This window comes from Arthrobacter sp. FW306-07-I (assembly GCF_021800405.1).
GTDB lineage: Bacteria > Actinomycetota > Actinomycetes > Actinomycetales > Micrococcaceae > Arthrobacter.
The window spans coordinates 1,459,418-1,482,912 of the sequence record NZ_CP084550.1; the positions used below are offsets into that span (position 1 = coordinate 1,459,418).

Genomic DNA, 23,495 nt, shown 5'->3' on the forward strand with positions numbered 1-23,495 from the left:
CTGGATTCACAGGAGAACGAAAGGTTCCGAACAGCCCCTCCTGATCCTGGCCAGTGAAGCTTGGTGTGTCTCGCCAAGAGGCGTACCACCAGCAGCCGTCACGCGACGGCGAATCAGGAGACAAAAGATGAAACGCACGAAGAAGATGACCTTGGGCCTGTCAGCCGCCGCGCTGGCGCTCGGTGCCGGAATCGGCGTTGCCGGAATGGCCTCTGCCACCACTACGACGCCCACTCCCACGCCCAGCTCGAGTTCCAGCGCTTCGGCTGACGGAAGCACCGGTGCTGCCCAGGACGGGATGGGCAGGCGCGGCGGACGCGGCGGCCACGGCTTGGAGCAGGCCTCCACGCTGGCTGCGAAGCTCGGCGTGGACGAAGCCAAGGTGAAGGAAGCCCTGAAAACCTTCCGCGAGGCCAACAAGCCCAGCACGCCGCCGGCTGAGGGGCAGAAGCCGGATGCGGCTGCCCGCGAGGCTGCGCTCGCCAAGTCCCTTGCCACATCGCTGGGCATTGATGAGGCGAAGGTGACAGCGGCCCTCCAGGAGATCCGCAGCGAGGAGCAGTCCGAGCATGCCGCTGAGCTCAAGAGCCGGCTGGACAAGGCGGTCACGGACGGGAAGCTGACACAGGCCGAGGCGGACGCGGTGACCAAGGCTGTCCAGAGCGGAGTAATCGGGGGCGGCGGCCGCTAACCCAGCGTGCTGGGAGTCCTTAACCCAAAAGAGCGTCCCCGGGTAATCTCCCGGGGACGCTCTTCTATATCTGGTGCCCGTTACGCCTTTGCATCCTGCAGTTCGCGGGGTGCGGTGTCAGCAGTGGTGCCGTCGGTCGCGGCGGCCACGGCGTCGCTGTCGTCCACAAACGGCGTGCCGTTGCGGGGCGCGTTGTACAGCGACTCATCCAGGATGCCCTGTCGCTTGGCCACGATGGTGGGGACCAGCGCCTGGCCTGCAACGTTCACAGCGGTGCGGCCCATGTCCAGGATCGGGTCGATGGCGAGCAGGAGTCCGACGCCGGCCAGCGGCAGTCCCAGCGTGGAGAGCGTAAGGGTGAGCATCACCACGGCGCCGGTGGTGCCGGCGGTTGCTGCGGATCCGAGGACCGAGACCAGGGCGATCAGCAGGTACTGGCTGAAGTCCAGGTGGATGCCGAAGAACTGGGCCACGAAGATGGCCGACACGGCAGGGTAGATGGCCGCGCAGCCATCCATCTTGGTGGTGGCGCCCAGCGGCACGGCGAAGGAAGCGTAGGCGCGGGGGACGCCCAGGCTGCGCTCGGTCACGCGCTGGGTGAGCGGCAGGGTTCCCACGGAGGAGCGGGATACGAAGGCCAGCTGGACGGCGGGCCATACGCCGGAGAAGTACTGCCTGATGGACAGGCCGTGGCTGCGGATCAGGATGGGGTAGACCACGAACAGCACCAGGACCAGGCCTGCGTAGATGGCCACGGTGAACTTGCCGAGCGAGCCGATGGTGTCCCAGCCATAGACGGCGACGGCGTTGCCGATCAGGCCGATGGTGCCCAGCGGTGCGATGCGGATGATCCACCATAGGACTTTCTGGATGACGGCGAGGGCCGAGGCATTCAGCTTCAGGAAGGGCTCTGCAGCCTTGCCCACCTTGAGGGCGGCGACGCCCACGGCGATGGCGATGACCAGGATCTGCAGGACGTTGAAGCTGACGGAGGTGGTGACGGCGCCGGAATCGCCGACGGTGGAGCTGGCACCCAGGCCCAGGAAGTTCTTGGGGAAGAGGCCCACGAGGAAGGCCCACCAGTCACCGGACTTGCCGGTGTACTTGGCGTCCCCGCTGATGCCGGTGTTGGCTCCGGGCTGCAGCAGGACGCCCAGGCCCATGCCGATCAGCACTGCGATCAGGGACGTGATGGCGAACCACAGCAGCGTGTTCCATGCCAGCCTGGCCGCGTTCGATACCTGGCGCAGGTTGGAGATGGAGCTGACCACGGCGGTGAAGATCAGCGGAACGACGGCGGTCTGCAGCAGGGACACGTAGCTTGAGCCGATGGTCTGCAGTGTGGCGCCGAGCGCGTTGGGGTTGGCCTTGGTGCTGCCGGTGTATTTGGCCAGCAGTCCGAGGCCGAGGCCCACGATAAGGGCGGCGATAATCTGGAAGCCGAACGAGCCCGCCCATTTGGGCAGCTGGAATCCGGTCTTCCCTGCGGGAGATGGGGTGCTTGTCTGAGTGCTCACCAGAACAAGCTAGACCCCATCCAATACCACGTCGAACCAACATTGAGAAATGTTACGTACATGATTTGCGCCGAGATCTGGAAAAACCGCGAGAACGTAAGGCAGACAGTGGCATTTGTTACTTATTCCCAGCGCCGGTGTGCTTAACATCTCGCGATTGAGTCAGGACAGCAGCGCCCGGCGAAGGGTATCGAGTCCAACGGAGCCGATGTTGAGGGCCTTGGTGTGGAACTCCTTGAGGTCGAACCCGGGCCGTGATTCCAGTTCGGTGCGGATCTGTTCCCAGAGGCGCTGGCCCACTTTGTAGGAGGGGGCCTGGCCAGGCCAGCCGAGGTAGCGGGTGAACTCGAAGTTCAGTTGGCCCTCGCTGATGGGGAGGTTTTCCTTGAGGAAGTCGTAGCCCTTGTCGGCGGTCCAGGTGCCGGAGCCCCAGCGTTCGGGGATTTCCAGTTCGAGGTGCACGCCGATGTCGAAGACCACCCGGGCTGCACGCATGCGCTGCATGTCCAGCATGCCCATGTGGTCGCCCGGGTCTTTCAGGTAACCGAGTTCCTGCATGAGCTTTTCGGCGTAGAGGGCCCAGCCTTCGCCGTGGCCGGAGGTCCAGCAGACGTTGCGACGCCACTTGTTCAGCAGTTCGCGGCGGTAGGTGGCAGTGGCCACCTGGAGGTGGTGGCCGGGGACGCCCTCGTGGTACACGGTGGTGGTTTCAGCCCAGGTGGTGAACGTGTCCTCGCCGGCGGGGACGGACCACCACATGCGGCCGGGGCGGCTGAAGTCGTCGGAGGGGCCGGTGTAGTAGATGCCGCCTTCGTCGGTGGGGGCGATCCTGCACTCGAGCTTCTTCATGACGTCCGGGATGTCGAAGTGCACGCCGGCGAGTTCGGCCACGGCTTTGTCGGAGAGGCCCTGCATCCATTCCCGCAGTGCCTCGGTGCCTTTCAGTTGGCGGGCGGGATCGTTGTTGAGGATTTCCTTGGCTTCGGAGATGGTGGCGCCTGCCTTGATGGTTGCCGCAACCTGTTCCTGCTCGGCGATGAGGCGGTCCAGTTCCTGCACGCCCCACGCGTAGGTTTCCTCCAGGTCCACCTCGGCGCCCAGGAACGAACGGGAAGCCAGGGCGTAGCGGCCCCTGCCTACGGCGTCCTTCTCGGGAGCAGCGGGGAGCAGTTCGGTGCGCAGGAATTCCGCCAGTCCGGTGTAGGCACGCCGGGCGGCGTCAGCGCCGGCGTCGAGCTTGTCCTGCAGGGCTGCGGGCAATGGCCCGGCAGAGGTGGAGGCCTGCGCCGCCAGCTTGGCGAAGAAGCCGTCTGCCGCGGCGTACTTCGCCACCTGCTCGATGACGATCCGCACCTGGCGTGCAGCTGCCACCCTGCCGGCGTCCTTGGCCAGGCGCAGGGATTCGGTGTAGCCGCTGATGGCCGCAGGCACGTTGTGCGCGCGCCCGGCAATGTGTTCCCAGTCCTGCTCGGTGTCGGTGGGCATGAGGTCGAAAATGGCCCTGATGTCCTGGGCCGGGGAGGCGATGTTGTTCAGCTCCGCGTACTCCCACCCGGAGGCGTGGATAAGGAGCTGCAGGCCCAGCCGCTCCCGCATGGCGTCCAAGGTGACGGCGTCCACGTCGTCCTCAGGCTCCAGGCCTTCCAACGTGGCCAGGGCATCACGTGCCGCCTCTGCGAAACCTGCGATGCCGGCGGGGGAGAAGTCCTGGTACTCCGTCTCATGTCCGGGCAGGCCAAGGGTGGTGGCAAACGTCGGGTTGAGCCTGATGAGGGTGTCTGTGTAGTTGTCCGCGACGGCGTCGATCCGGGTATGCGGGCGCGCGGCGGAAGAGGTGTCTGTAGTCACACCCAGAGCCTAACGGGGCAGGGTGGGCAACGTCAGCATGCCCCGCCGGGGTCGGCGCTCCTGTCAGCCCTGGCTGCGCTTCCAGGCGCCCGGCCCGGGCGTGGGGGCGAGGCGGAGCTGCTGCCGGCGCACCCAGTGGCGCACGCTGGGGCTCTTGCGGGGAGCAGGGCTCTCGCCACCCAGGGAGAGCACGACGGCGGTCAGCGCGGCCAGTTCCTCGGCGTTCGGCTGCCCTTTGACAACAGAGAGCAGGGGAGCGGCTTGGGCTTCAGGGGTGTCGGCTGGGCCTGCAGGGCTTTCAGTGGGCGTCACAGCGGGATGTTCCCGTGCTTCTTGGCGGGGAGGCTGGCCCGTTTGTCGCGCAGGGCACGCAATCCCTTGATGATCTGGATGCGGGTGTCCGAGGGGGCGATGACCGCATCCACGTAGCCGAGTTCGGCAGCCTGGTAGGGGTTGAGGAGTTCTTCCTCGTACTGGCGGATCACTTCGGCCCGGCGGGCCTCAACATCGCCGCCGTCCTGGGCGACGGCTGCCAGATCGCGCCGGTACAGGATGTTCACCGCGCCCTGTGCACCCATGACGCCGATCTGCGCCGTGGGCCAGGCCAGGTTCAGGTCCGCGCCAAGCTTCTTGGAACCCATGACAATGTAGGCGCCGCCGTAGGCCTTGCGGGTGATGACGGTGAGCTTGGGGACGGTGGCCTCGGCGTAGGCGTAGAGGAGCTTGGCCCCGCGGCGGATAATGCCCTGGAACTCCTGGTCCTTGCCGGGAAGGAACCCGGGAACGTCCACCAGGGTGATGATCGGGATGTTGAAGGCGTCGCAGTGGCGGACAAAGCGGGCGGCCTTTTCGGAGGCGGCGATGTCCAGGGTGCCGGCGAACTGCAGCGGCTGGTTGGCCACGATGCCAACAGTGTGCCCCTCCACCCGGCCGTAGCCGATCATCACGTTGGGGGCGTACAAGGCCTGCATCTCGAGGAAGTGCCCGTCGTCGACGATCTGTTCCACCACGGCGCGCATGTCGTAGGGCTGGTTGGCAGAATCCGGGACCAGCGCATCCAAGGCGAGGTCGTCGTCGTCAATTTCCAACTCCTGCTGGTGTCCCAGCACGGGCGCCTCGGACAGGTTGTTGGAGGGCAGGAAGTCCAGCAGTTCGCGCACGAACTCGATGGCGTCGGTTTCGTCCGAGGCCAGGTAGGTGGAGGTTCCGGTGGTGGCATTGTGCTGCCGCGCTCCACCCAGGGTTTCCATGTCCACGTCCTCGCCGGTGACAGTCTTGATGACGTCCGGGCCGGTGATGAACATGTGCGAGGTCTTGTCCACCATCACCACATAGTCGGTGAGGGCGGGGGAATAGGCCGCGCCGCCGGCGGAGGGGCCCATGATGAGCGAGATCTGCGGCACCACGCCGCTGGCATGGACGTTGTTGCGGAAGATGTCGGCGAACATGGCCAGCGAGGCAACGCCTTCCTGGATGCGGGCGCCGCCGCCGTCCAGGATGCCGACGACGGGGCAACCGTTCCGGAGCGCGAACTCCTGGACCTTGACGATCTTTTCGCCGTTGACCTGGCTGAGTGATCCGCCGTAGACGGTGAAGTCCTGGCTGTAGACGGCAACCAGCCGTCCATCCACGGTGCCGTAGCCGGAGACCAGGCCGTCGCCCAGCGGCTTCTTCTTCTCCATGCCGAAGGCGGTGGAGCGGTGGACAGCCAGGGCGTCGAACTCGACAAATGAGTCCTCGTCCAGCAGGAGGGCAATGCGCTCACGGGCGGTGTTCTTGCCCCGCGCGTGCTGCTTTTCGATGGCTTCGGGGCCGGAGGGCTGTTCGGCGCGCGCCTGGCGGTCGCGGAAATCGGCAATCTTCCCCGCGGTCGTTGTCAGATCGTGGCTCATCAAGTGTCTCCGGCTCTGTAGCAGGTCAATTCCGTTGGCTGGTACGTCGGGCTGCGCGGCGCTTTAAGTAGCATCCACACAAAAGACGAACCCTGCTGGCAAGTCTAGTGACGCTTTGGACGCCCACGGCTGTAGGGAACCTACAATTTTCTGCCGTTCCAGCCGCCTCCCATCAATGTTACTCACCGGTAACTTAGTTGGGCTACAGTGGTGCCATGACCCCAAGCGACGATGCTTTGCATGCTCCCGACAGCCCCTACCGGGCGGCAGGTTCCCTGGCCGGACGGACCATCCTGATTTCCGGCGGCAGCCGCGGGATCGGGCTCGCCATAGCCAAAAGGGCGGCGCGCGACGGCGCCAACATCGTGCTCCTGGCCAAGACGGGGGAGCCGCATCCCAAGCTGGAGGGTACGGTCTACACCGCTGCCGAGGAACTGGTGGCCGCGGGTGGCCAGGCTCTGCCACTGGTGGGTGACGTGCGCAGGGATGACGACGTGGCCGGCGCGGTGGATGCCGCGATGGAGCGGTTTGGCGGCATCGACGTCGTCATCAACAATGCGTCAGCCATCGACCTGTCCACTACGGACGCCGTCGACATGAAGAAGTACGACCTGATGCAGGACATCAACGTCCGCGGCACCTTCCTGCTGTCAAAACTGGCCCTGCCGGCGCTGCGGGCCTCGGAGCAGGGGCACATCCTCACGCTCTCCCCGCCGCTGAACCTGCACCCCTCCTGGGCGGGCAAACACCTCGCCTACACCATGGCCAAATACGGGATGAGCCTGACCACCCTGGGCCTCGCCGAGGAGTTGAAGGCGGACGGGATCCGGGTCAACTCCCTGTGGCCCTGCACCCTGATCGACACCGCTGCCATCCGCAACATGCCCCACGGCGAAAGCATGGTCCTGGCCGCGCGGGGCCCGCAGATCATGGCCGACGCCGCCCATGCGGTCCTCACCGGAGCCAACCTCGGTACCGGCACGCCGCCGTCGGGCAACTTCTACACGGACGAGCAGGTCCTGGCTGCTGCCGGCGTGGCGGACTTCCGCCCCTACAGCCTGGGGGCGCCCGAGGACCAGCTGGTTCCCGACATCTTCCTGTAGCGGCGCCACCGGCGCGGTGTTCCGCTCGGTAGGATTTAGGTATGGACGACGCACACGCACCGGGCACCCCCCTGAACCGAGGGGACCTGGCCGACCAGCGCTTCCTGTCCGCCACGGGGATACCCCGGATCGATGTGGTGGACTCCACCGGCTCCACCAATGCTGACCTCCTGCGCGGTGCCACGGTGGATCCCGCGGCCTGGCCGGACCTCTCCGTCCTCACCGCCGAGTACCAGACTGCCGCCAGGGGCCGGCTGGACCGGCACTGGGAAACTCCGCCGCTGAGTTCGGTGTCCGTCTCGATAGTCCTGCGCCCGGTCAACGCGGACGGACGGCCGCTGCCTACCCAGAGTTACTCCTGGCTCTCTTTGATCGCGGCTCTCGCGCTGCGGGAGACACTTTTGGAAACCGCCGGCATCCCGGCCGAGCTCAAATGGCCCAACGACGTCCTGGTGCGCGGCAGGAAGATCGCCGGCATCCTGGCACAGCTCGGACCGATGGCGGACGGCAACGTGCCCCCCGTCATCCTGGGCACCGGCCTGAACGTCACCCTGCGCGAAAGCGAACTTCCCGTTCCCACCGCCACCTCCGTGGCCCTTGAAGGTGCCGGCACCACAGACCGCACAGCCCTGCTGAAGAGCTACCTGTCCCACTTTGCGGTCCTTTACCGCAGTTTCTGCAATGCCGACGGCGACCCCACAGCGGGCATGGCGGGTGGGCCCTCGTTGCACAAAAGGGTGGAGGCCGTCATGGTCACGCTGGGCAAGCAGGTGCGCGCCCAGCTTCCCGGCGACCACGAAATTATTGGACACGCCTCCCGGCTGGACGACTACGGCTCGCTGCTGGTGGTGGACCGCGACGGGCGCGAGCACGTGGTGACGGCGGGAGACGTGGTGCACCTGCGGCCCTGGACAGCGCCGGACGCGCCCAACCAAGGCGGTTATGCGTAAAACCCTCGTTCCCGGGGAGCAGGTCATCGTCACAACCCGTCCGCAGCCGAGGAGGCTGGCCGGGGCTGCGGTGGCCTTCGTGCTGGCCCCGGCGCTGGCTGCCTACGCAAGCGCCTGGATCATCCGCGGCGGCGCGGCACGCCTGGCGCCAGCGATCGGCCGGCAATGGACGCCGTGGCTCGTCACCGCCTGCGTCCTCGCGGCTGCAGCGGTATGGCTGGGCTACTGCCTGCCGCGCCTGCTCCGCTGGCAGGGCACCCGCTACACCCTGACCAGCCAGCGGATGGTGGCCCGGTACGGCCTGCTGAACCGGCGGGACCAGCAGGTGAACCTCGCATCGGTCCGTAACCTGACGGTCCACGAATCGGTGCTGCAGCGATTGGTGCGCTCCGGGAATATATCCTTGGAAACCGGGTACCAGGGCGTGGTGACCTTTCGTGACGTGCCCGAGGTTGCAAGGTTCCGTGACTTTATCCTCGATGCCATCGGGGAATTGCCGGATGAAAGCGGGGCCCAGCCGGGCGGCGCCACGTATTACCCCGCCGGTGCGTTTCCGGAGGATATGAGAGAAGGTGGACGGGATGACCGATGAGGACCAGCAGGAACGCGTCGACAGCATCGCACCCGGCACCGCCGGCTTTGATCCTGCCCCTTTTGGATCCGCCGCTTTTCGGCCTGCCGCTTCTGATACCGGCGCGGACTCCTCCGCCGACCCGTCGGGGTCCGAAACCTTTTCCGACCCCGTGATGCCCGCCGTCGACCGGCACCCGCCCACCGGCGCGATGTCCGCCGAGCGCCTTGCCATGAAGGCCCTCGAGGCCCGCCTCCTGGGCGGGGAACGCAAGCTGCGCCGTCGTGAAGTTGCGGCCGGCGCCGGCCTTTCACTCCTCTCGGCCCGCAAACTCTGGCGCGCCCTGGGCTTCCCGAATCTCGGCGACGAGGACGTTGCCTTCACCGAGCGCGACCAAGCGGCCCTGTCCACCGTGGTGGACCTGGTCCGCACCGGCAAGCTGACCGAGGAAGCGGCCATCTCGATCACCCGCTCGATCGGGCAGATGACCGACCGCATGGTGGTCTGGCAGATCGAGGCCCTGGTTGAGGACATGGTCCACGAGCAGGGCGTCACGGATGCCGTGGCCCGAAAACGGCTGGTCAATGAGCTCCCCGCGTTGGTTGACCCGCTCGAGGAAGTCCTGGTGTACTCCTGGCGCCGACAGCTCAACGCCGCCGTCCAGCGTCTCGCCCTCCGGGCTGAAGCAGGCTTACAGGCGAGCGAAGAAGGCCGGGAAGGCGACGAGGATGACGCGCCGCTGCCCCTGGCCCGCGCCGTGGGTTTCGCGGACCTGGTTTCTTACACCAGCCTGTCCCGCCGGATGAACGAAAAGACACTCGCACGGCTGGTCCAGCGCTTTGAAAACAAGTGCGCCGAGATCATCTCCGTGGGCGGCGGACGGCTTGTCAAGACCGTGGGCGATGAAGTCCTCTATATCGCCGAAACCCCTGCGGCCGGCGCCGAGATTTCCCTGGCGCTCGCCGAGGCCTTCACCGAGGATGAGATTCTCCCGGAAGCCCGGGTGGCCATGGTGTGGGGCAGGATCCTGTCCCGCCTCGGTGACATTTATGGTCCCACCGTCAACCTCGCAGCACGCTTGACTACCCTCGCCGATCCCGGCACCGTCCTGGTGGACTCCATGACCGCCTCTGCCCTGGAGCACGATGAGCGCTTCGTCCTGATCCCGCAGGACCCCGAGAACGTCCGCGGGTTCGGCGAGATCAACCCGGTACGCCTCACGCGCGGCCGCGGCAAGGGCTTGGTGTTGGACTAAGCCCTGGTGAATCCGGGGCGCGGCGTCTTGGTTCCGGCGTCCTTGTCACTGTTTATCCACTTGTTGGTGAATTAGCGGTACTGTTGTGCTGCCCGGCGTCCATGGAAGCCGGGTCCGGCTGTGAGCCAGAAATCTGGGGGAGATTCTACGAATGAAACGCCGCGGACAAACGCGCGCCCAAAGCACTGCTGCCGGCCTGCCCAAGCGCCGGTTTTCGCGCCCCCGGTGGTTCCCTGGTACTGCGTTTGGTGCTGTGGTGGCTGTTGTGGTGACGGGTGCTGTGTTGTATCCGGGGTTTAAGACCACTGAGGTGGAGTTGAATGACGGTGGCGTGTGGGTGGTGTCGAAGTCGAAGAATGCTGTGGGGCGGTTGAATTATCCGTCGCGGGTGTTGGATGGGGCGGTGACGCCGGCGTCGACGACGTTTGATGTGTTGCAGCATGCCGGTGAGGTTTTTGTTGATGATGAGACTGGTTCGACGTTGAATCAGGTGTCGCCGGCGAATATGCGTCTTGGTGGGGATAAGCAGTTGCCGGGGGCGGCTGATGTGAGTTTTGGTGCGCGGACGATTTCGGTGACGGATGCTGCGTCGGGGAAGGTGTGGGCGGTGTCGCCGTCCACGGTGAATGGTTTTGATAAGGAAGCGTCCGAGCCGGTGATGGTGGGTTCGGAGGGGATTGTGTCGGCGGTGGGTGCCGATGACCGGATTTATTCGGCGGATCCGAAGACCGGGGTGGTGACGGTGACGGGGGTGGATGCCAGTGGGGCGGTGACGTCGTCGGAGTCCAGTGCCTGGGATGGTCTTAAGGGTGCGGGGGATTTGCAGATGACGGTGGTGGGGGACCGGCCGGTGGTGTTGGATGCTGCGGCGGGGAGCCTGTTTTTGCCTGGTGGTAAGAAGTTGGCGTTGGAGAATGCGCGGGAGGCGAGGCTGCAGCAGGCCGGGCCGGGCAGTGATGTTGTGGCGGTGGCGACGCGGTCGGCGTTGTTGGAGCAGCCGTTGGGTGGGGGGACTGCGAGGACGGTGACCTTCGATGGTGAGGGTGTTCCGGCTGCTCCGGTGCAGTTGGGTGGTTGTGTGCATGCGGCGTGGTCGGGGGCGAATAAGTATGTCCGGGATTGCGTCAATGATGGGGACGATAAGAAGGTGGACGTGCCTAAGGCGAGTGCGTCGCCGTCGTATGTTTTCCGGGTGAACCGGGATCTGGTGGTCCTCAATGATGTGAATTCGGGCAATGTGTGGCTGGTGAACCAGAACATGCAGCTGGTCAACAACTGGGACGACGTCATCCCGCCCAAGGAAACCTCCGATGACGCGGACAAGGACTCCGCCGACGAAGTCCAGCAGACGGTCCTGCCGGACCGCACCAAACCCAACAATGCCCCGGTGGCCAAACCGGACCAATTCGGCATCCGTGCCGGCAAGACAACCATCCTGCCGGTGCTGGACAACGACTCCGACCCCGACGGCGACGTCCTCACCGTCCGCACCCCGGAAGGGGTGAAGGCGGGTGCGGTGTCGCCCATCTACGGCTCGACAGGCCTGCAGATCGCCGTACCGGCTGACAAAACAGGCAGCGAGACCTTCACGTACACGGTGGACGACGGCCGGGGCCTTTCCGCGTCGGCGGACATCACCCTCAGCATTGTCCCGCCCGGCACCAACACGGCGCCGCGGCAGAAACCGAACCGGAACACCACGCTGGTGGTCCAATCGGGCAAGGCCGTCACGCAAAATATCCTTCCGGACTGGATGGACCCTGACGGCGACGACCTGTTCGCCGTCTCCGTGTCCAGCAGCGACCCCCTGGACCAGGCCCGCATCCGCCCCGACGGCCAGCTCACCTTCCAGGATTCCGGCTCCGGTCCCGGCCGGAAGGTCCTGACCGTTTCGGTCTCGGACGGACAATCCACAGCGGAGGGGAAGATCACTGTGGATGTCAGGAGCCCCGGCGCCCTGCCGCCCATCGCCAACGCCGACCACGTGGTGGCAGTAGCAGGCAGCGACACCGTCATCACGCCGCTGAAGAACGATTCGGACCCCCAGGGTGGGACCCTGCGGCTGGCGCAGGCCAGCCCCGACGCTGAATCCACTGCCACCCTCAACCCGGACCAGCAGACCTTCACCTTCAACTCCCGCACCCTCGGGGCGCACTACGTCAGCTACCTGGCGACCAACGGTCCCGCCAGCGCACAGCAATTGGTGCGCGTGGATGTGGTGCCGGGCACCGACGAGGGAGCGCCCGTTGCCGTCCGCGATACCGCACTGCTGCCCACCGGCGGCGACGTCCTGGTAGACGTCCTTGGCAACGACTTCGACCCGTCGGGCGGGGTCCTGGTGGTGCAATCCGTGACCGCCGACGCTGGACTGCCGGTGAGCGTCGCGGTGCTTGACCACTCCGTGGTGAGGATCACCGACATCCGCGCCGAAGGCCAATTGACCGTGCGGTACACCGTGTCCAACGGCCGCTCCTCCGCCATCGGCGAGATTGCCGTGCTGATGGTCCCTGCCCCGGCCAAGCTCCAGGCACCCCAGGCAAAGCCGGACGAGGCCACGGTCCGGATCAACGACGTCGTCACCATCCCTGTCCTGGCCAACGATTCCGACCCCAACGGCTCCAAGCTCACCCTGCTGCCCGATCTTGCCCAGCAGCCTGACGCTGCCGACGGGCGCATGTTCGTGGCGGGCGACCAGCTACGGTTCATCGCCGGGCCCGAGGCAAAAACCGTCTATGCCATCTACAAGGTGCAGAACGCATCCGGGCAGGTGGACTCCCAGCAGGTCACCATCCGCATCCGCGCCCGCGACGATGACCGGAACACCCGGCCCGAGCCGCGCAACCTGACCGCCCGCGTCGTGGCAGGAATGACGGTCAAAGTACCCGTGCCCCTGGACGGCATCGACGCCGACGGCGACTCCGTCCAGCTCATCGGCATCGACAAGGCACCGGCCATGGGAACAGCCGTGGTGCGGGACGGCTACCTGGAATTCACCGCCGCGGGCGATGCTGCGGGCACCGACAGCTTCACCTACCGGGTCCGCGACCGGATCGGTGCCGAGAACACCGGCACCGTCATTGTCGGCATCGCCCCGCTGGAAGCCAACAACCAGAGACCCATTGCCGTGGACGACGCCGTCGACGTCCGGCCCGGCCGCAAAGTGGCCGTGGAGGCCCTGGCCAATGATTCAGACCCCGACGGCGATCCCCTCAGCCTGGTTTCCGACGGTTTCGAGGCCGCACCCGAACTTCAGGTCGAGGCAACGGACGGCGCCAAGGTGCTTTTCACCGCTCCCGCGGCCGCCGGCAACGAAAGCATCAGCTACCGCATCCAGGACGACAAGAAGGCCTCCGCCAGTGCGGTGATCCGCATCCGGACCAGCCCGGACGCGGAGCTCAAACGGCCCGTGGCCAAGGATGACCGGGTCACGGTGGCCGAAACCCTTGGCAAGACCGCAGTGGATGTACCCGTCCTGAAGAACGACTCCGATGCCGACGGCGTGGCCGCAGACCTTAATATCAGCCTGCCCGACGGCAACCCCAATGCCCGCGTGGGCGGCTCCGGCAACCTCGTGGTGACGCTGACCGCGGAGGACCAGCTGATCCCCTACACCGTGACCGACGTGGACGGCCTCACCTCCACGGCCCTCATGTGGATCCCCGGCCAGGGTGCGCAGTACCCCACCCTGGCCAAAACGGAGCCGGTCGAAGTCATGTCCGGCAAGGACATCACCCTGGACCTCGCCGAATACGTCCGGGTCCGCAACGGCCGCACCGCCAGGGTCACCGTGGCTGATTCGGTGCGGGTCCAGGGCGGATCGCCGGAGGGCGTCATCCAGTCCGACGGCAAGGCCCTGCGTTACACCGCGAAAGCCGATTATGTGGGCCCCGGCTCCATCACGTTCGAGGTGACGGACGGCTCCGGACCGGACGATGGCGACGGCCTGAAAGCCACGCTGGTAATCATGACCAAGGTGATCCCGGACCCCAACGCCAACCACCCGCCCACCTTCAGCGGCACTTCGGTGGACGTTCCGAAAGCCGAACAGGCAACGGTTGACCTGGCCGGGCTGGCCAAGGACGTGGATGAACGGGACAAGGACAACCTCCGCTTCGAACTGGACGGGACGCTTCCGGCCGGGTTCAAGGCAAAGGTCGACGGCGCCACGCTCGCCATCACTGCCGACGGTTCCCTTGGGGTCGGCGTCACTGGAAATATCCAGGTGAAGGTCACCGACGGCAGGTCACCCGCCGTGGGCGCCACCATCACCGCCCGCCACGTCGCCTCCAACCGGCCCCTGCCCGTGGCCAACGATGACGTGGTGGACAAAGCCAACGCGGGAAAGACGGAACAGGTCAAAGTCCTGGCCAACGACTTCAATCCGTTCCCGGACACACCCCTGCGGATCATTGGCGCCACCGTGGAGACCGGAGCCGCGGCCGGACAGCCGGCGGTGGCAGGCGACAGCATCACCGTTACCCCGGCTGACGGGTACAAGGGCGTCATGGTGGTCCGCTACACCGTGGGGGACAAAACGGGCGACCTGTCACGCCAGGTCGACGGGCGCCTGCGTCTCACCGTCCGCGGCAAACCCGATGCGCCTTCGGCGCCCAGCGCCACTGACGTCCGCAGCCGCACCGCCGTGCTCAAGTGGGCGCCGCCCTCGGACAACGGCGCCCCCATCACCGGGTACACGGTCCGCTCGAACAACGGTTTCGAACAGAAGTGCCCCACCACCACCTGCACGTTGAGCGGACTCACCAACAACGTGAAGTACGTGTTCACGGTGCTGGCCACCAACGAGGTGGGGGATTCCGCTCCTTCCCCGCAGTCCAACGAAATCCGGCCTGACGAAAAGCCGTCCCCGCCGGAGGCGCCCACGGTCAAGGCCGGCGACAAGACCATGGCCATCACCTGGCCCGCTGCCAAGACAGAGGGCTCGCCGGTGAAGCACTACAACCTGGAGATTTCACCGCCGCCGGCCAGCGGGGTTGCCGTCAAGAACGAGGTAGCCGGGCTGAACTACACCTGGACCGGCCTCACCAACGGTGTGAAGTACAAGGTGCGCGCGCAGGCTGTCAACGAACTCGGCCCGTCCGACTGGGGGACCTACTCCGCAGAAGACAACCCGGCCGGCGTGCCCGCCGCACCTGCCGCGCCGTCGTCCGCCGTCGCATCCTCCGTGGGCACCCAGAACCAGCTGCGGGCCACCTGGGCCGAACCCAACACCAATGGCGACCCCATCAGCACCTACTACGTCACCATGAGTGGCGGAAACGCCGCGGACCAGACGCAGGCCGTGCCAGGCAACGTCCGTACCGCCAACTTCACCGCCAACAACTCCGAGGCCGCCTATACCTTCACCGTGCAGGCGGAGAACAAGGCCGGCAAGGGCGCAGTCAGTCCGCAGTCGGCGCCCCGTCGCGCCACCGGCAAGCTCTCCACTGTCTCCGGAGTGACCGCCACGCCGGCGAATACCGGGGGAGCAGGACGTGCGGTGACCGTGGACTTCCGCAAACTGACCGCGGCGGAACGCAACGGCTCTGCCGAGAACGAGGTCAGTTACACCTACAACGCCAGCAATGGCGCCCGCGGGCCCATTACGCCAGGGCAGATCATCAGCGGTTTCAGCAATGGAACCGCCGTCAGCATCACCGTGATCGCCAACTCCACGGTGGCACCGAGCTCGGACAGCAGCGCACCCGCCACCACCACGCCCTACGGATCCCCGGGCACGCCCTCGGCTTCCGGACAGGACGGGGCCGTCAACCAGAAGTCGGCAACCCTCAACTGGTCCTCACCGTCCACCAGCACCAATGATGTGGCGCAGACCAAGATCAGGATCAACAACGGCGGGTGGGAGAACGTGGCCGCCTCCGGCAGCAGGACGGTCAACACGGCCAACTTCGGCGACACCGTCACCATCGCAGTCCAGACCTTCAACTCCATGGGTACCGGCAGCGCAGTGGCCACGGCCAGCGCCAACGCGGGCAAACAGGGGCTCTGGGAAACCAGGATCAAGACCTCCGACCCCAACTTCGTCCGGAGCTGCACGTTCACGCTGGGCGGGTCCAACTACCGGCCAAGTCCCTACTTCGACTGTGACGGCGTCAACGCCGACAGCCCGCCGTGGTTCTACAAGGCTGACCAGGACCGCATCATGGTGGCGTGCTACATCGACCAAAGCGACAACTGGTCCGGCAACGGCATCGTCCGTTGGTGGCGGGTGGAATCCGGTTCGGCACGCAACGTTGGCCGCTACGTCATCGCCGGACACACCACGCTGGCCGATCCCGCCGCGCTTGGGGCACCGCATTGCTAGGCCCCATGCCCGGTGGCGGCCCGGGCAGATGTCCCCATCGCGGGTTTTGCGCGGGTTCGGTACTCTGTCCCGGGGGAAAGCAAGCCTGCTGCCTGTCCTGCGAACAGGCCGCCATTCGGCTACATAATCTGAGGGAAAAGTAACGCTGTGACAACTCTGCTGGGGAAGCTTGGGCTGAAGAAGCGACACAAAAAACTGGCCACCGGTACTGCGTTTGGTGCTGTGGTGGCTGTTGTGGTGACGGGTGCTGTGTTGTATCCGGGGTTTAAGACCACTGAGGTGGAGTTGAATGACGGTGGCGTGTGGGTGGTGTCGAAGTCGAAGAATGCTGTGGGGCGGTTGAATTATCCGTCGCGGGTGTTGGATGGGGCGGTGACGCCGGCGTCGACGACGTTTGATGTGTTGCAGCATGCCGGTGAGGTGTTTGTTGATGATGAGACTGGTTCGACGTTGAATCAGGTGTCGCCGGCGAATATGCGTCTTGGTGGGGATAAGCAGTTGCCGGGGGCGGCCGATGTGAGTTTTGGTGCGCGGACGATTTCGGTGACGGATGCTGCGTCGGGGAAGGTGTGGGCGGTGTCGCCGTCCACGGTGAATGGTTTTGATAAGGAAGCGTCCGAGCCGGTGATGGTGGGTTCGGAGGGGATTGTGTCGGCGGTGGGTGCCGATGACCGGATTTATTCTGCGGATCCGAAGACCGGGGTGGTGACGGTGACGGGGGTGGACGCCAGTGGGGCGGTGACGTCGTCGGAGTCCAGTGCCTGGGATGGTCTTAAGGGTGCGGGGGATTTGCAGATGACGGTGGTGGGGGACCGGCCGGTGGTGTTGGATGCTGCGGCGGGGAACCTGTTTTTGCCTGGTGGTAAGAAGTTGGCGTTGGAGAATGCGCGGGAGGCGAAGCTGCAGCAGGCCGGGCCGGGCAGTGATGTTGTGGCGGTGGCGACGCGGTCGGCGTTGTTGGAGCAGCCGTTGGGTGGGGGGACTGCGAGGACGGTGACCTTCGATGGTGAGGGTGTTCCGGCTGCTCCGGTGCAGTTGGGTGGTTGTGTGCATGCGGCGTGGTCGGGGGCGAATAAGTATGTCCGGGATTGCGTCAATGATGGGGACGATAAGAAGGTGGACGTGCCTAAGGCGAGTGCGTCGCCGTCGTATGTTTTCCGGGTGAACCGGGATCTGGTGGTCCTCAATGATGTGAATTCGGGCAATGTGTGGCTCGTGAACCAGAACATGCAGCTGGTCAACAACTGGGACGACGTCATCCCGCCCAAGAATCAGTCCGAAGACCAGGACCAGGAATCCGCGGACAACAACACCATCAACGTGCTGCCGGACCGGACCAAACCCAACCGGCCGCCGGAAACCAAGCCTGACGCCGTGGGCGTACGCCCCGGCCGCACCACCATTCTCAGCGTCCTGGACAACGACTCCGACCCCGACGGCGACGTCCTGACGGCCGCCGTGGCGGCGGACTCCGGACCCAAGTCGGGCAGCCTGGAAAGCATCTACGGCGGCACGGCCTTCCAGATTACCGTCCCCGCGGACGCCAAGCCGGGGACGGAGACCTTCAACTACAGTGCCTCCGACGGGCGCGGCCTGTCCGCAACCGGCCAGGTCACGCTCAGCGTCGTGGGACCCGACGAAAACAAGCCGCCGAAGTTCAAGCGCGGCGAGGACACCACCATGCTGGTGGAACAGGGCAAGACCGTCAGCCAGAACATCCTCACCGACTGGATCGACCCCGACGGCGACGACCTGGTGCTGCTGGACGCGAAAGCCGGCAACGAACAGGACCAGGTCAAGGTCCGGCGCGACGGCCTGCTCACCTTCCAGGACTCCGGGGCAACCGCCGGCAAGAAGAACGTCCAGGTCACCATCTGGGACGGCCGCGCCACCGTCACCGGCAAGGTGGTGGTCAACGTCCAGCCGCCCGGCGCCCTGGCGCCCGTGGTCAACGCCGACCACGTCACCGCCGTCGTAGGCCAGGACTTGGTCATCTCGCCACTCAAGAACGACGTGGACCCCAACGGCGGCGCCCTCCGCCTGGCGCAGGTGGAAGCCAACGGCCCGGCCGAACTGGGCCCCGTCACCGACGGCGGCACCTTCACGTTCCGCAGCAGCACCCCCGGGCCGGTCTACCTCACGTATATCGCCAGCAACGGGCCGCAAAGCAGCCAGGGCCTCATTCGCGTCGACGTCGAATCCGGCAACGACGGCGGGGACCCCGTGGCAGTCCATGACGTGGCACTGATGCCCACCGGCGGAAGCGTGCTGCTGGACCCCTTGGCCAACGACTCCGACCCCTCCGGCGGGGTGCTGGTGCTGCAGTCCGTGAAGCTTCCGGAGAACGCGACAGTTTCAGTCAGCGTGATCAACCACAGCGTCCTGCGGATTACCGACATCCTGGGGACCAAGGACCCCATCCTGTTCGAATACACCATGTCCAACGGCAAGAAGTCCGCCACCGGGAGTGTCTCCGTGGTACCCGTCCCTGCGCCGGCCGTCGTGGAGGCCCCGCAGCCCAAACCGGACGAAGTGAATGTCCGCGTCAACGACGTGGTCACCATCCCGGTCCTGGACAACGACACCCACCCGCAGGGCCAGGAACTGAGCGTGGACCCGGTCCTGCCGCAGTCCGTTGACCCCGCCGACGGAAAGAGCTTCGTCTCGGAGAACACGCTCCGCTTCATCGCGGGCGCCCAGCCCAAGACCGTGCGTGCCATCTACAACGCCGTGGACCCCCAGGGCCAGAAGAGCGCCGCAGCCGTCACCATCCACATCCTGCCGCTCGAAGGCGCCGAGAACTCCAGGCCCCAGCCGCGCAACCTGACCGCCCGCGTGGTGGCCGCCGGCACCGTCCGGATCCCCGTGCCCCTCGACGGCATCGACCCCGACGGTGACTCCGTGCAGTTGACCGGCATCGACAGCACCCCTGCCATGGGCACCGCCACCGTGGGCAGCAACTTCATCGACTTCACTGCCGCGGGCGACGGCGCCGGGACCGACACTTTCCGCTACAAGGTGGTGGACCGCCAGGGTGTGGCAAATACGGGCACCGTGACGGTGGGCATTGCACCGCGTGGTGAGATCAACCAGAAGCCAACCCCGGTTGATGACGAAGTCCGGGTCCGGCCGGGCCGGCAGATCGCGGTGGACGCCATTGCCAACGACACCGATCCCGACGGCGACCGCATCCGCATCCTCACAGACGGCATCGAGGCCGACCCCGCTCTGCAGGCCACCGTCAGCAAGAACAGTGGCCGCATCATCCTCCTGGCACCCAACGAGGCCGGTACCGTCAACGTCCGCTACACAGTTGCCGACGACCGCGACGCCACCGCCCAGGCCACCATCCGCCTGGTGGTTGACAATGATGTGCCCCTGAAGGCCCCGATCGCGCGCGACGACAGGGTCACCTCGGCCCAGGCCATGGGCAAGACGGCCGTGGACGTCCCCGTCCTCAAGAACGATGAGGACCCGGACGGCGTGGGCGAAAACCTGAAGATCAGCACCGAGGCCACCACCGCACGTCCCGGGGGCAACGGCAACGTTCTGGTGGACCTCACCGAACAGCCCCAGCTCATTCCATACACCGTCGAAGACGTGGATGGGCAGCAGTCCACCGCGATCATCTGGGTCCCGGGCCTGGGCCAGCAAGTTCCCACCCTGGCCAAGGACGAGGTCATCGAAGTGGTCGCCGGGCAGTCCGTCGACGTCGACCTGAAGGAATGGGTCAAGGTACGCGAAGGCCGCTCGCCCCGGCTGACCCAGGCGGACCGGATCAAGCTCATTGGGGCCGACGGCGGCGATCCCATCATCCGGGACGGTGCAGGCCTTAAATACTCCGCGGGAGCTGACTATGTCGGCCCTGGATCACTCACCTTCGAGGTGACCGACGGTACAGGACCCGATGATCCGGCCGGTCTCAAGTCGACCCTCAGCATCCGCACCAAGGTCCTGCCGGACCCCAACAAGAACAACCCGCCGGACCTGCTGGGCGCCACCGTGGACGTTCCCAAGGGTGACTCGGCCAGCACCGACCTCGGAAAGCTTACCTCCGATCCCGACCAGGACGACGTCGAGAAGATGAAGTATGAGATGGTGGGGGACTCTCCCGGGGGCTTCAACGCCCGGATCGAAGGCAACACGCTGAAGGTTTCGGCGGCAGACTCCACGGCAACCGGGACCCGGGCGGCTGTGCAGGTCAAGGCGACGGATCCGCGCGGGCTTGAAGCGACTGCCACCTTCCAGCTTTCGGTGACCGCTTCGAACCGGCCCAAGCCGGTGGCCAACGACGACGTCGAACCAAACGCTGCCGCAGGAAAGCCCGTGACCATCAACGTCCTGGCGAACGACGCCAACCCATTCCCGGAAACTCCGCTGAAGATCATCGCAGCCAACACGGAAACCGGCAGTGGCAACGTGGGCGTCAACGGTGACTCGATCACCGTGACCCCTGCACCTGGCTTCACCGGAACCCTGGTGGTGGCGTACACAGTGGAGGACAAGACGCAGGACAGCTCCCGGCACGCTACGGCCCGGGTCCGGCTTACGGTCAAGGACAAGCCGGCCTCGCCCACCACTCCGCAGGCCCAGAGCGTGGGTGACCAAACCGCACTCCTCAACTGGTCCGCGCCCGCAGACCGCGGTTCAGCCATCACCAAGTACACCGTGTACGGGGAGGGCGGCTTCCGGCAGGACTGCCCGGCCAACACCTGCACCCTGAACGGCCTGACCAACAACACCACCTACCACTTCCAGGTGACGGCCACCAACGAGTTCGGTGAGTCTGAGCGGTCCCCGGCCTCGGCCGATGTCCGCCCCGATGTGAAGCCGGATACCCCTCTCGCGCCGGCGCTGAAGTTCGGCGACAAGCAGCTGACGGTCGCCTGGGCCGCTCCGGCCAGCAAGGGATCGCCCGTGAAGTCCTACGACCTGGAAATCTCGCCGGCGCCTGCTGGCCAGAACGCCCAGATCCAGGGGCTGACGTCGGTCAACTACGTGTGGAAGGGCCTGCAGAACGGCGTGTCCTACAAGGTGAGGGTCCTGGCCAGGAACGACGCCAAGGATCCGTCCGAGTGGAGCCCTTATTCGGCGGCGGAAGTTCCCGCGGGAGTGCCGGCAACACCGGCTGCGCCAGGCGTGGCACAGGCCACGCCTGTGGGTTCCCAGAGCCAACTGAGGGTGGTTTGGTCGGCGCCCAATAACAACGGTGATGCCATTTCGGCCTACACCCTGACCACGCTTCGGGGCGGAGCTGCAATCTCAAGCCAGCAGGTTACGGGGACGTCGCAGAACGTGACCGTGGACAACTCCGAAACCAACTACACCTTCACTGTGTCTGCCACCAACAAGGCCGGGACGAGCGCCACCAGTGCGCAGTCCGCCGCGATCCGGGCAGCAGGAAAGCCCGGCACTGTGAACGCTGGGACTGTCAAGGAGAACGGGACCAGCGGTCAGCTCGATGTGACGTTCACGCCCCTGACGGAGGCGCAGCGCAACGGGTCCACCGCGTCAGAAATCGCATACTCCTACAATGCCGACGGCAAGACCGGGGCCATTAGGGCAGGCGGTGGAACCATCGGTGGGATGACCAACGGCCGCGACATCACCGTGACCATCATTGCCACGTCCACGAAGAACAACATGTCCGGTGACGCGAAGGCAATCGGTACTGGCAACCCCTACGGTCCTGCCAACGCCCCGAACGTGAACGGCACCACATCGGCCAAGGGTGATGGCCAGGTGCACTGGACCTGGAATGATCCCGCGACGAACGGCAGGCCGCTCAGCTACTACGAGGTGAGCATGGATGGCGGCGGCTGGCAGAACGTTGGCAAGGCGAACAAGTTCGACGCCGGAGCCGGCGGCTGGAACCAGAGCCACAAACTGCGGGTCCGCGCATTCACCGTCACGGCCGGCGCAATCGGCGGACCGGTCACCTCGACGTCCGGCCCGGACAACACCCCGCCTCCGCCAACGGACTGGAACGTCACGGCCAGCCCGACCCGAAGCTGTACCGAGCCCAGGAAGGGAACGGACAGCTTCGTGGCGGGCAACCCGTCCCAATGCAACGGCGAGGGCATTTGGCTTGATGCCGGCGCCTACTCCCGGGCCGACCGCTACCAGGTCTGGTACAAGACCTCGAATAACCCCAGCGGCATCTGGTATCACCTCAGCGACGGGATGGCCAAGGGCAACTGGCTCCGCTGCGACACCTCCAACGTTGGCTGCAACCCGCCAAACGGCATGCCAAACCGCTAGCAATTTCCAGCATCATCTCGCATCAGTGGCACTCGAAAAACCGGGCTCCACCAACACCTGAACCAATAAAGGAAGCGCACCCTATGACCATGACCATCGAGCAGGCCGAGTGGTTTGCCGACACATTCCAAAAGCTGGTTGCCAATGTGGGGCAGGCGGTGCTGGGCAAGGAACACGTCATCCGGCTGACCTTCACCGCGATGCTGGCCGAGGGCCACGTCCTGTTCGAGGATGCGCCGGGCACGGGCAAGACCTCCCTGGCCCGGGCCCTCGCCGCCACCGTGCAGGGTTCCAACAACCGCATCCAGTTCACCCCTGACCTCCTTCCCTCGGACGTCACGGGCGTGACCATCTACGACCAGAAGACGCAGAAGTTCGAGTTCCACAAGGGCCCGATCTTCAACAACATCGTGCTGGCCGATGAAATCAACCGCGCCTCGCCCAAGACCCAGTCGGCTCTCCTCGAGGTCATGGAGGAGTCCCGGGTCACTGTGGATGGCGTCACCTACTCCGCGGGCCGCCCGTTCATGGTCATGGCCACCCAAAACCCCATCGAGCAAGCCGGCACGTACCGCCTGCCCGAAGCCCAGCTGGACCGCTTCCTGATCAAGACATCCATCGGTTACCCGGACCACGCGTCCACCGTCCGCCTCCTGGGCGGCAGCAACCTGAAGGACCGGTCCAAGGACCTGTCCGCCGTCATCACCACCCAGGCGGTGGCGGACATGGCGGACCTCGCGGCAACGGCACACATCGACACAGCGGTGCTGGAGTACATCTCCCGCCTGTGCGAGGAAACCCGCAACGCTCCCGAAACCAGGCTCGGCGTCTCCGTGCGCGGCGCCCTTGCCATGGTGCGGGCCGCCAAGGTGTGGGCCGCCTCGCAGGGACGCAACTTCGTGCTGCCGGATGACATCAAGGAACTGGCCCCCGTGGTGTGGACCCACCGGTTCGTGATGGACCCCGAAGCCGAGTTCTCCGGTGCCACCGCAGAGGCCGTGCTGACCAGGATCCTGGCCGACGTCGCCGCACCGCAGCAGCGCACCAACGCCTGACCGGCTGGCTGCAGCCCGGCGCTACAGCCG

12 protein-coding genes are annotated in these 23,495 nt (G+C 65.8%); 8 read left to right on the forward strand and 4 right to left on the reverse strand.

The features are described from left to right. Positions 1–127 precede the first annotated feature (127 nt). Positions 128–691, forward strand: coding sequence for a hypothetical protein (locus LFT46_RS06755; protein WP_236821655.1), 564 nt, complete (start codon positions 128–130; stop codon positions 689–691). Positions 692–771: 80 nt separating this feature from the next. Here LFT46_RS06755 and LFT46_RS06760 read toward each other — a convergent pair whose 3' ends face one another. From LFT46_RS06760 to LFT46_RS06775, 4 genes are all read right to left on the reverse strand, one after another. After that, positions 772–2,208, reverse strand: coding sequence for a dicarboxylate/amino acid:cation symporter (locus LFT46_RS06760; protein WP_236821656.1), 1,437 nt, complete (start codon positions 2,206–2,208; stop codon positions 772–774). 162 nt (positions 2,209–2,370) lie between these two features. After that, on the reverse strand, positions 2,371–4,056 hold the full coding sequence (locus tag LFT46_RS06765) for a DUF885 domain-containing protein (protein ID WP_236821657.1): 1,686 nt from the start codon (positions 4,054–4,056) through the stop codon (positions 2,371–2,373). A 63-nt stretch (positions 4,057–4,119) separates the two neighbouring features. Next, complete coding sequence (locus LFT46_RS06770; protein WP_236821658.1) at positions 4,120–4,368, reverse strand: acyl-CoA carboxylase subunit epsilon; 249 nt, start codon at positions 4,366–4,368, stop codon at positions 4,120–4,122. Further along, positions 4,365–5,948 (reverse strand): acyl-CoA carboxylase subunit beta, encoded by a 1,584-nt coding sequence (locus tag LFT46_RS06775; protein ID WP_236801778.1) that lies wholly within the window; start codon positions 5,946–5,948, stop codon positions 4,365–4,367. The genes LFT46_RS06770 and LFT46_RS06775 overlap by 4 nt, the downstream gene beginning before the upstream one ends. 215 nt (positions 5,949–6,163) lie before the next feature. Between LFT46_RS06775 and LFT46_RS06780 the strand changes: the two genes are divergently transcribed. The 7 genes from LFT46_RS06780 (at position 6,164) to LFT46_RS06810 (ending at position 23,465) form a co-directional block, all read left to right on the forward strand. Further along, positions 6,164–7,051, forward strand: a complete 888-nt coding sequence (locus LFT46_RS06780; protein ID WP_236821659.1) for an SDR family oxidoreductase — start codon at positions 6,164–6,166, stop codon at positions 7,049–7,051. A gap of 41 nt (positions 7,052–7,092) precedes the next feature. After that, complete coding sequence (locus LFT46_RS06785) at positions 7,093–8,001, forward strand: biotin--[acetyl-CoA-carboxylase] ligase (RefSeq protein WP_236821660.1); 909 nt, start codon at positions 7,093–7,095, stop codon at positions 7,999–8,001. Then, positions 7,994–8,593, forward strand: coding sequence for a PH domain-containing protein (locus LFT46_RS06790; protein WP_236801781.1), 600 nt, complete (start codon positions 7,994–7,996; stop codon positions 8,591–8,593). The genes LFT46_RS06785 and LFT46_RS06790 overlap by 8 nt, the downstream gene beginning before the upstream one ends. After that, positions 8,583–9,827 (forward strand): adenylate/guanylate cyclase domain-containing protein, encoded by a 1,245-nt coding sequence (locus LFT46_RS06795; RefSeq protein WP_373462197.1) that lies wholly within the window; start codon positions 8,583–8,585, stop codon positions 9,825–9,827. The genes LFT46_RS06790 and LFT46_RS06795 overlap by 11 nt, the downstream gene beginning before the upstream one ends. A 151-nt stretch (positions 9,828–9,978) precedes the next feature. Next, the gene (locus tag LFT46_RS06800; protein WP_236821661.1) at positions 9,979–16,149 is read left to right on the forward strand and encodes an Ig-like domain-containing protein; all 6,171 of its coding nucleotides are present in this window, start codon (positions 9,979–9,981) and stop codon (positions 16,147–16,149) included. Positions 16,150–16,296: 147 nt separating this feature from the next. After that, positions 16,297–22,410, forward strand: coding sequence for an Ig-like domain-containing protein (locus LFT46_RS06805; RefSeq protein ID WP_236821662.1), 6,114 nt, complete (start codon positions 16,297–16,299; stop codon positions 22,408–22,410). 83 nt (positions 22,411–22,493) lie between these two features. Continuing rightward, positions 22,494–23,465, forward strand: a complete 972-nt coding sequence (locus LFT46_RS06810) for an AAA family ATPase (protein ID WP_236801784.1) — start codon at positions 22,494–22,496, stop codon at positions 23,463–23,465. Positions 23,466–23,495 lie beyond the last annotated feature (30 nt).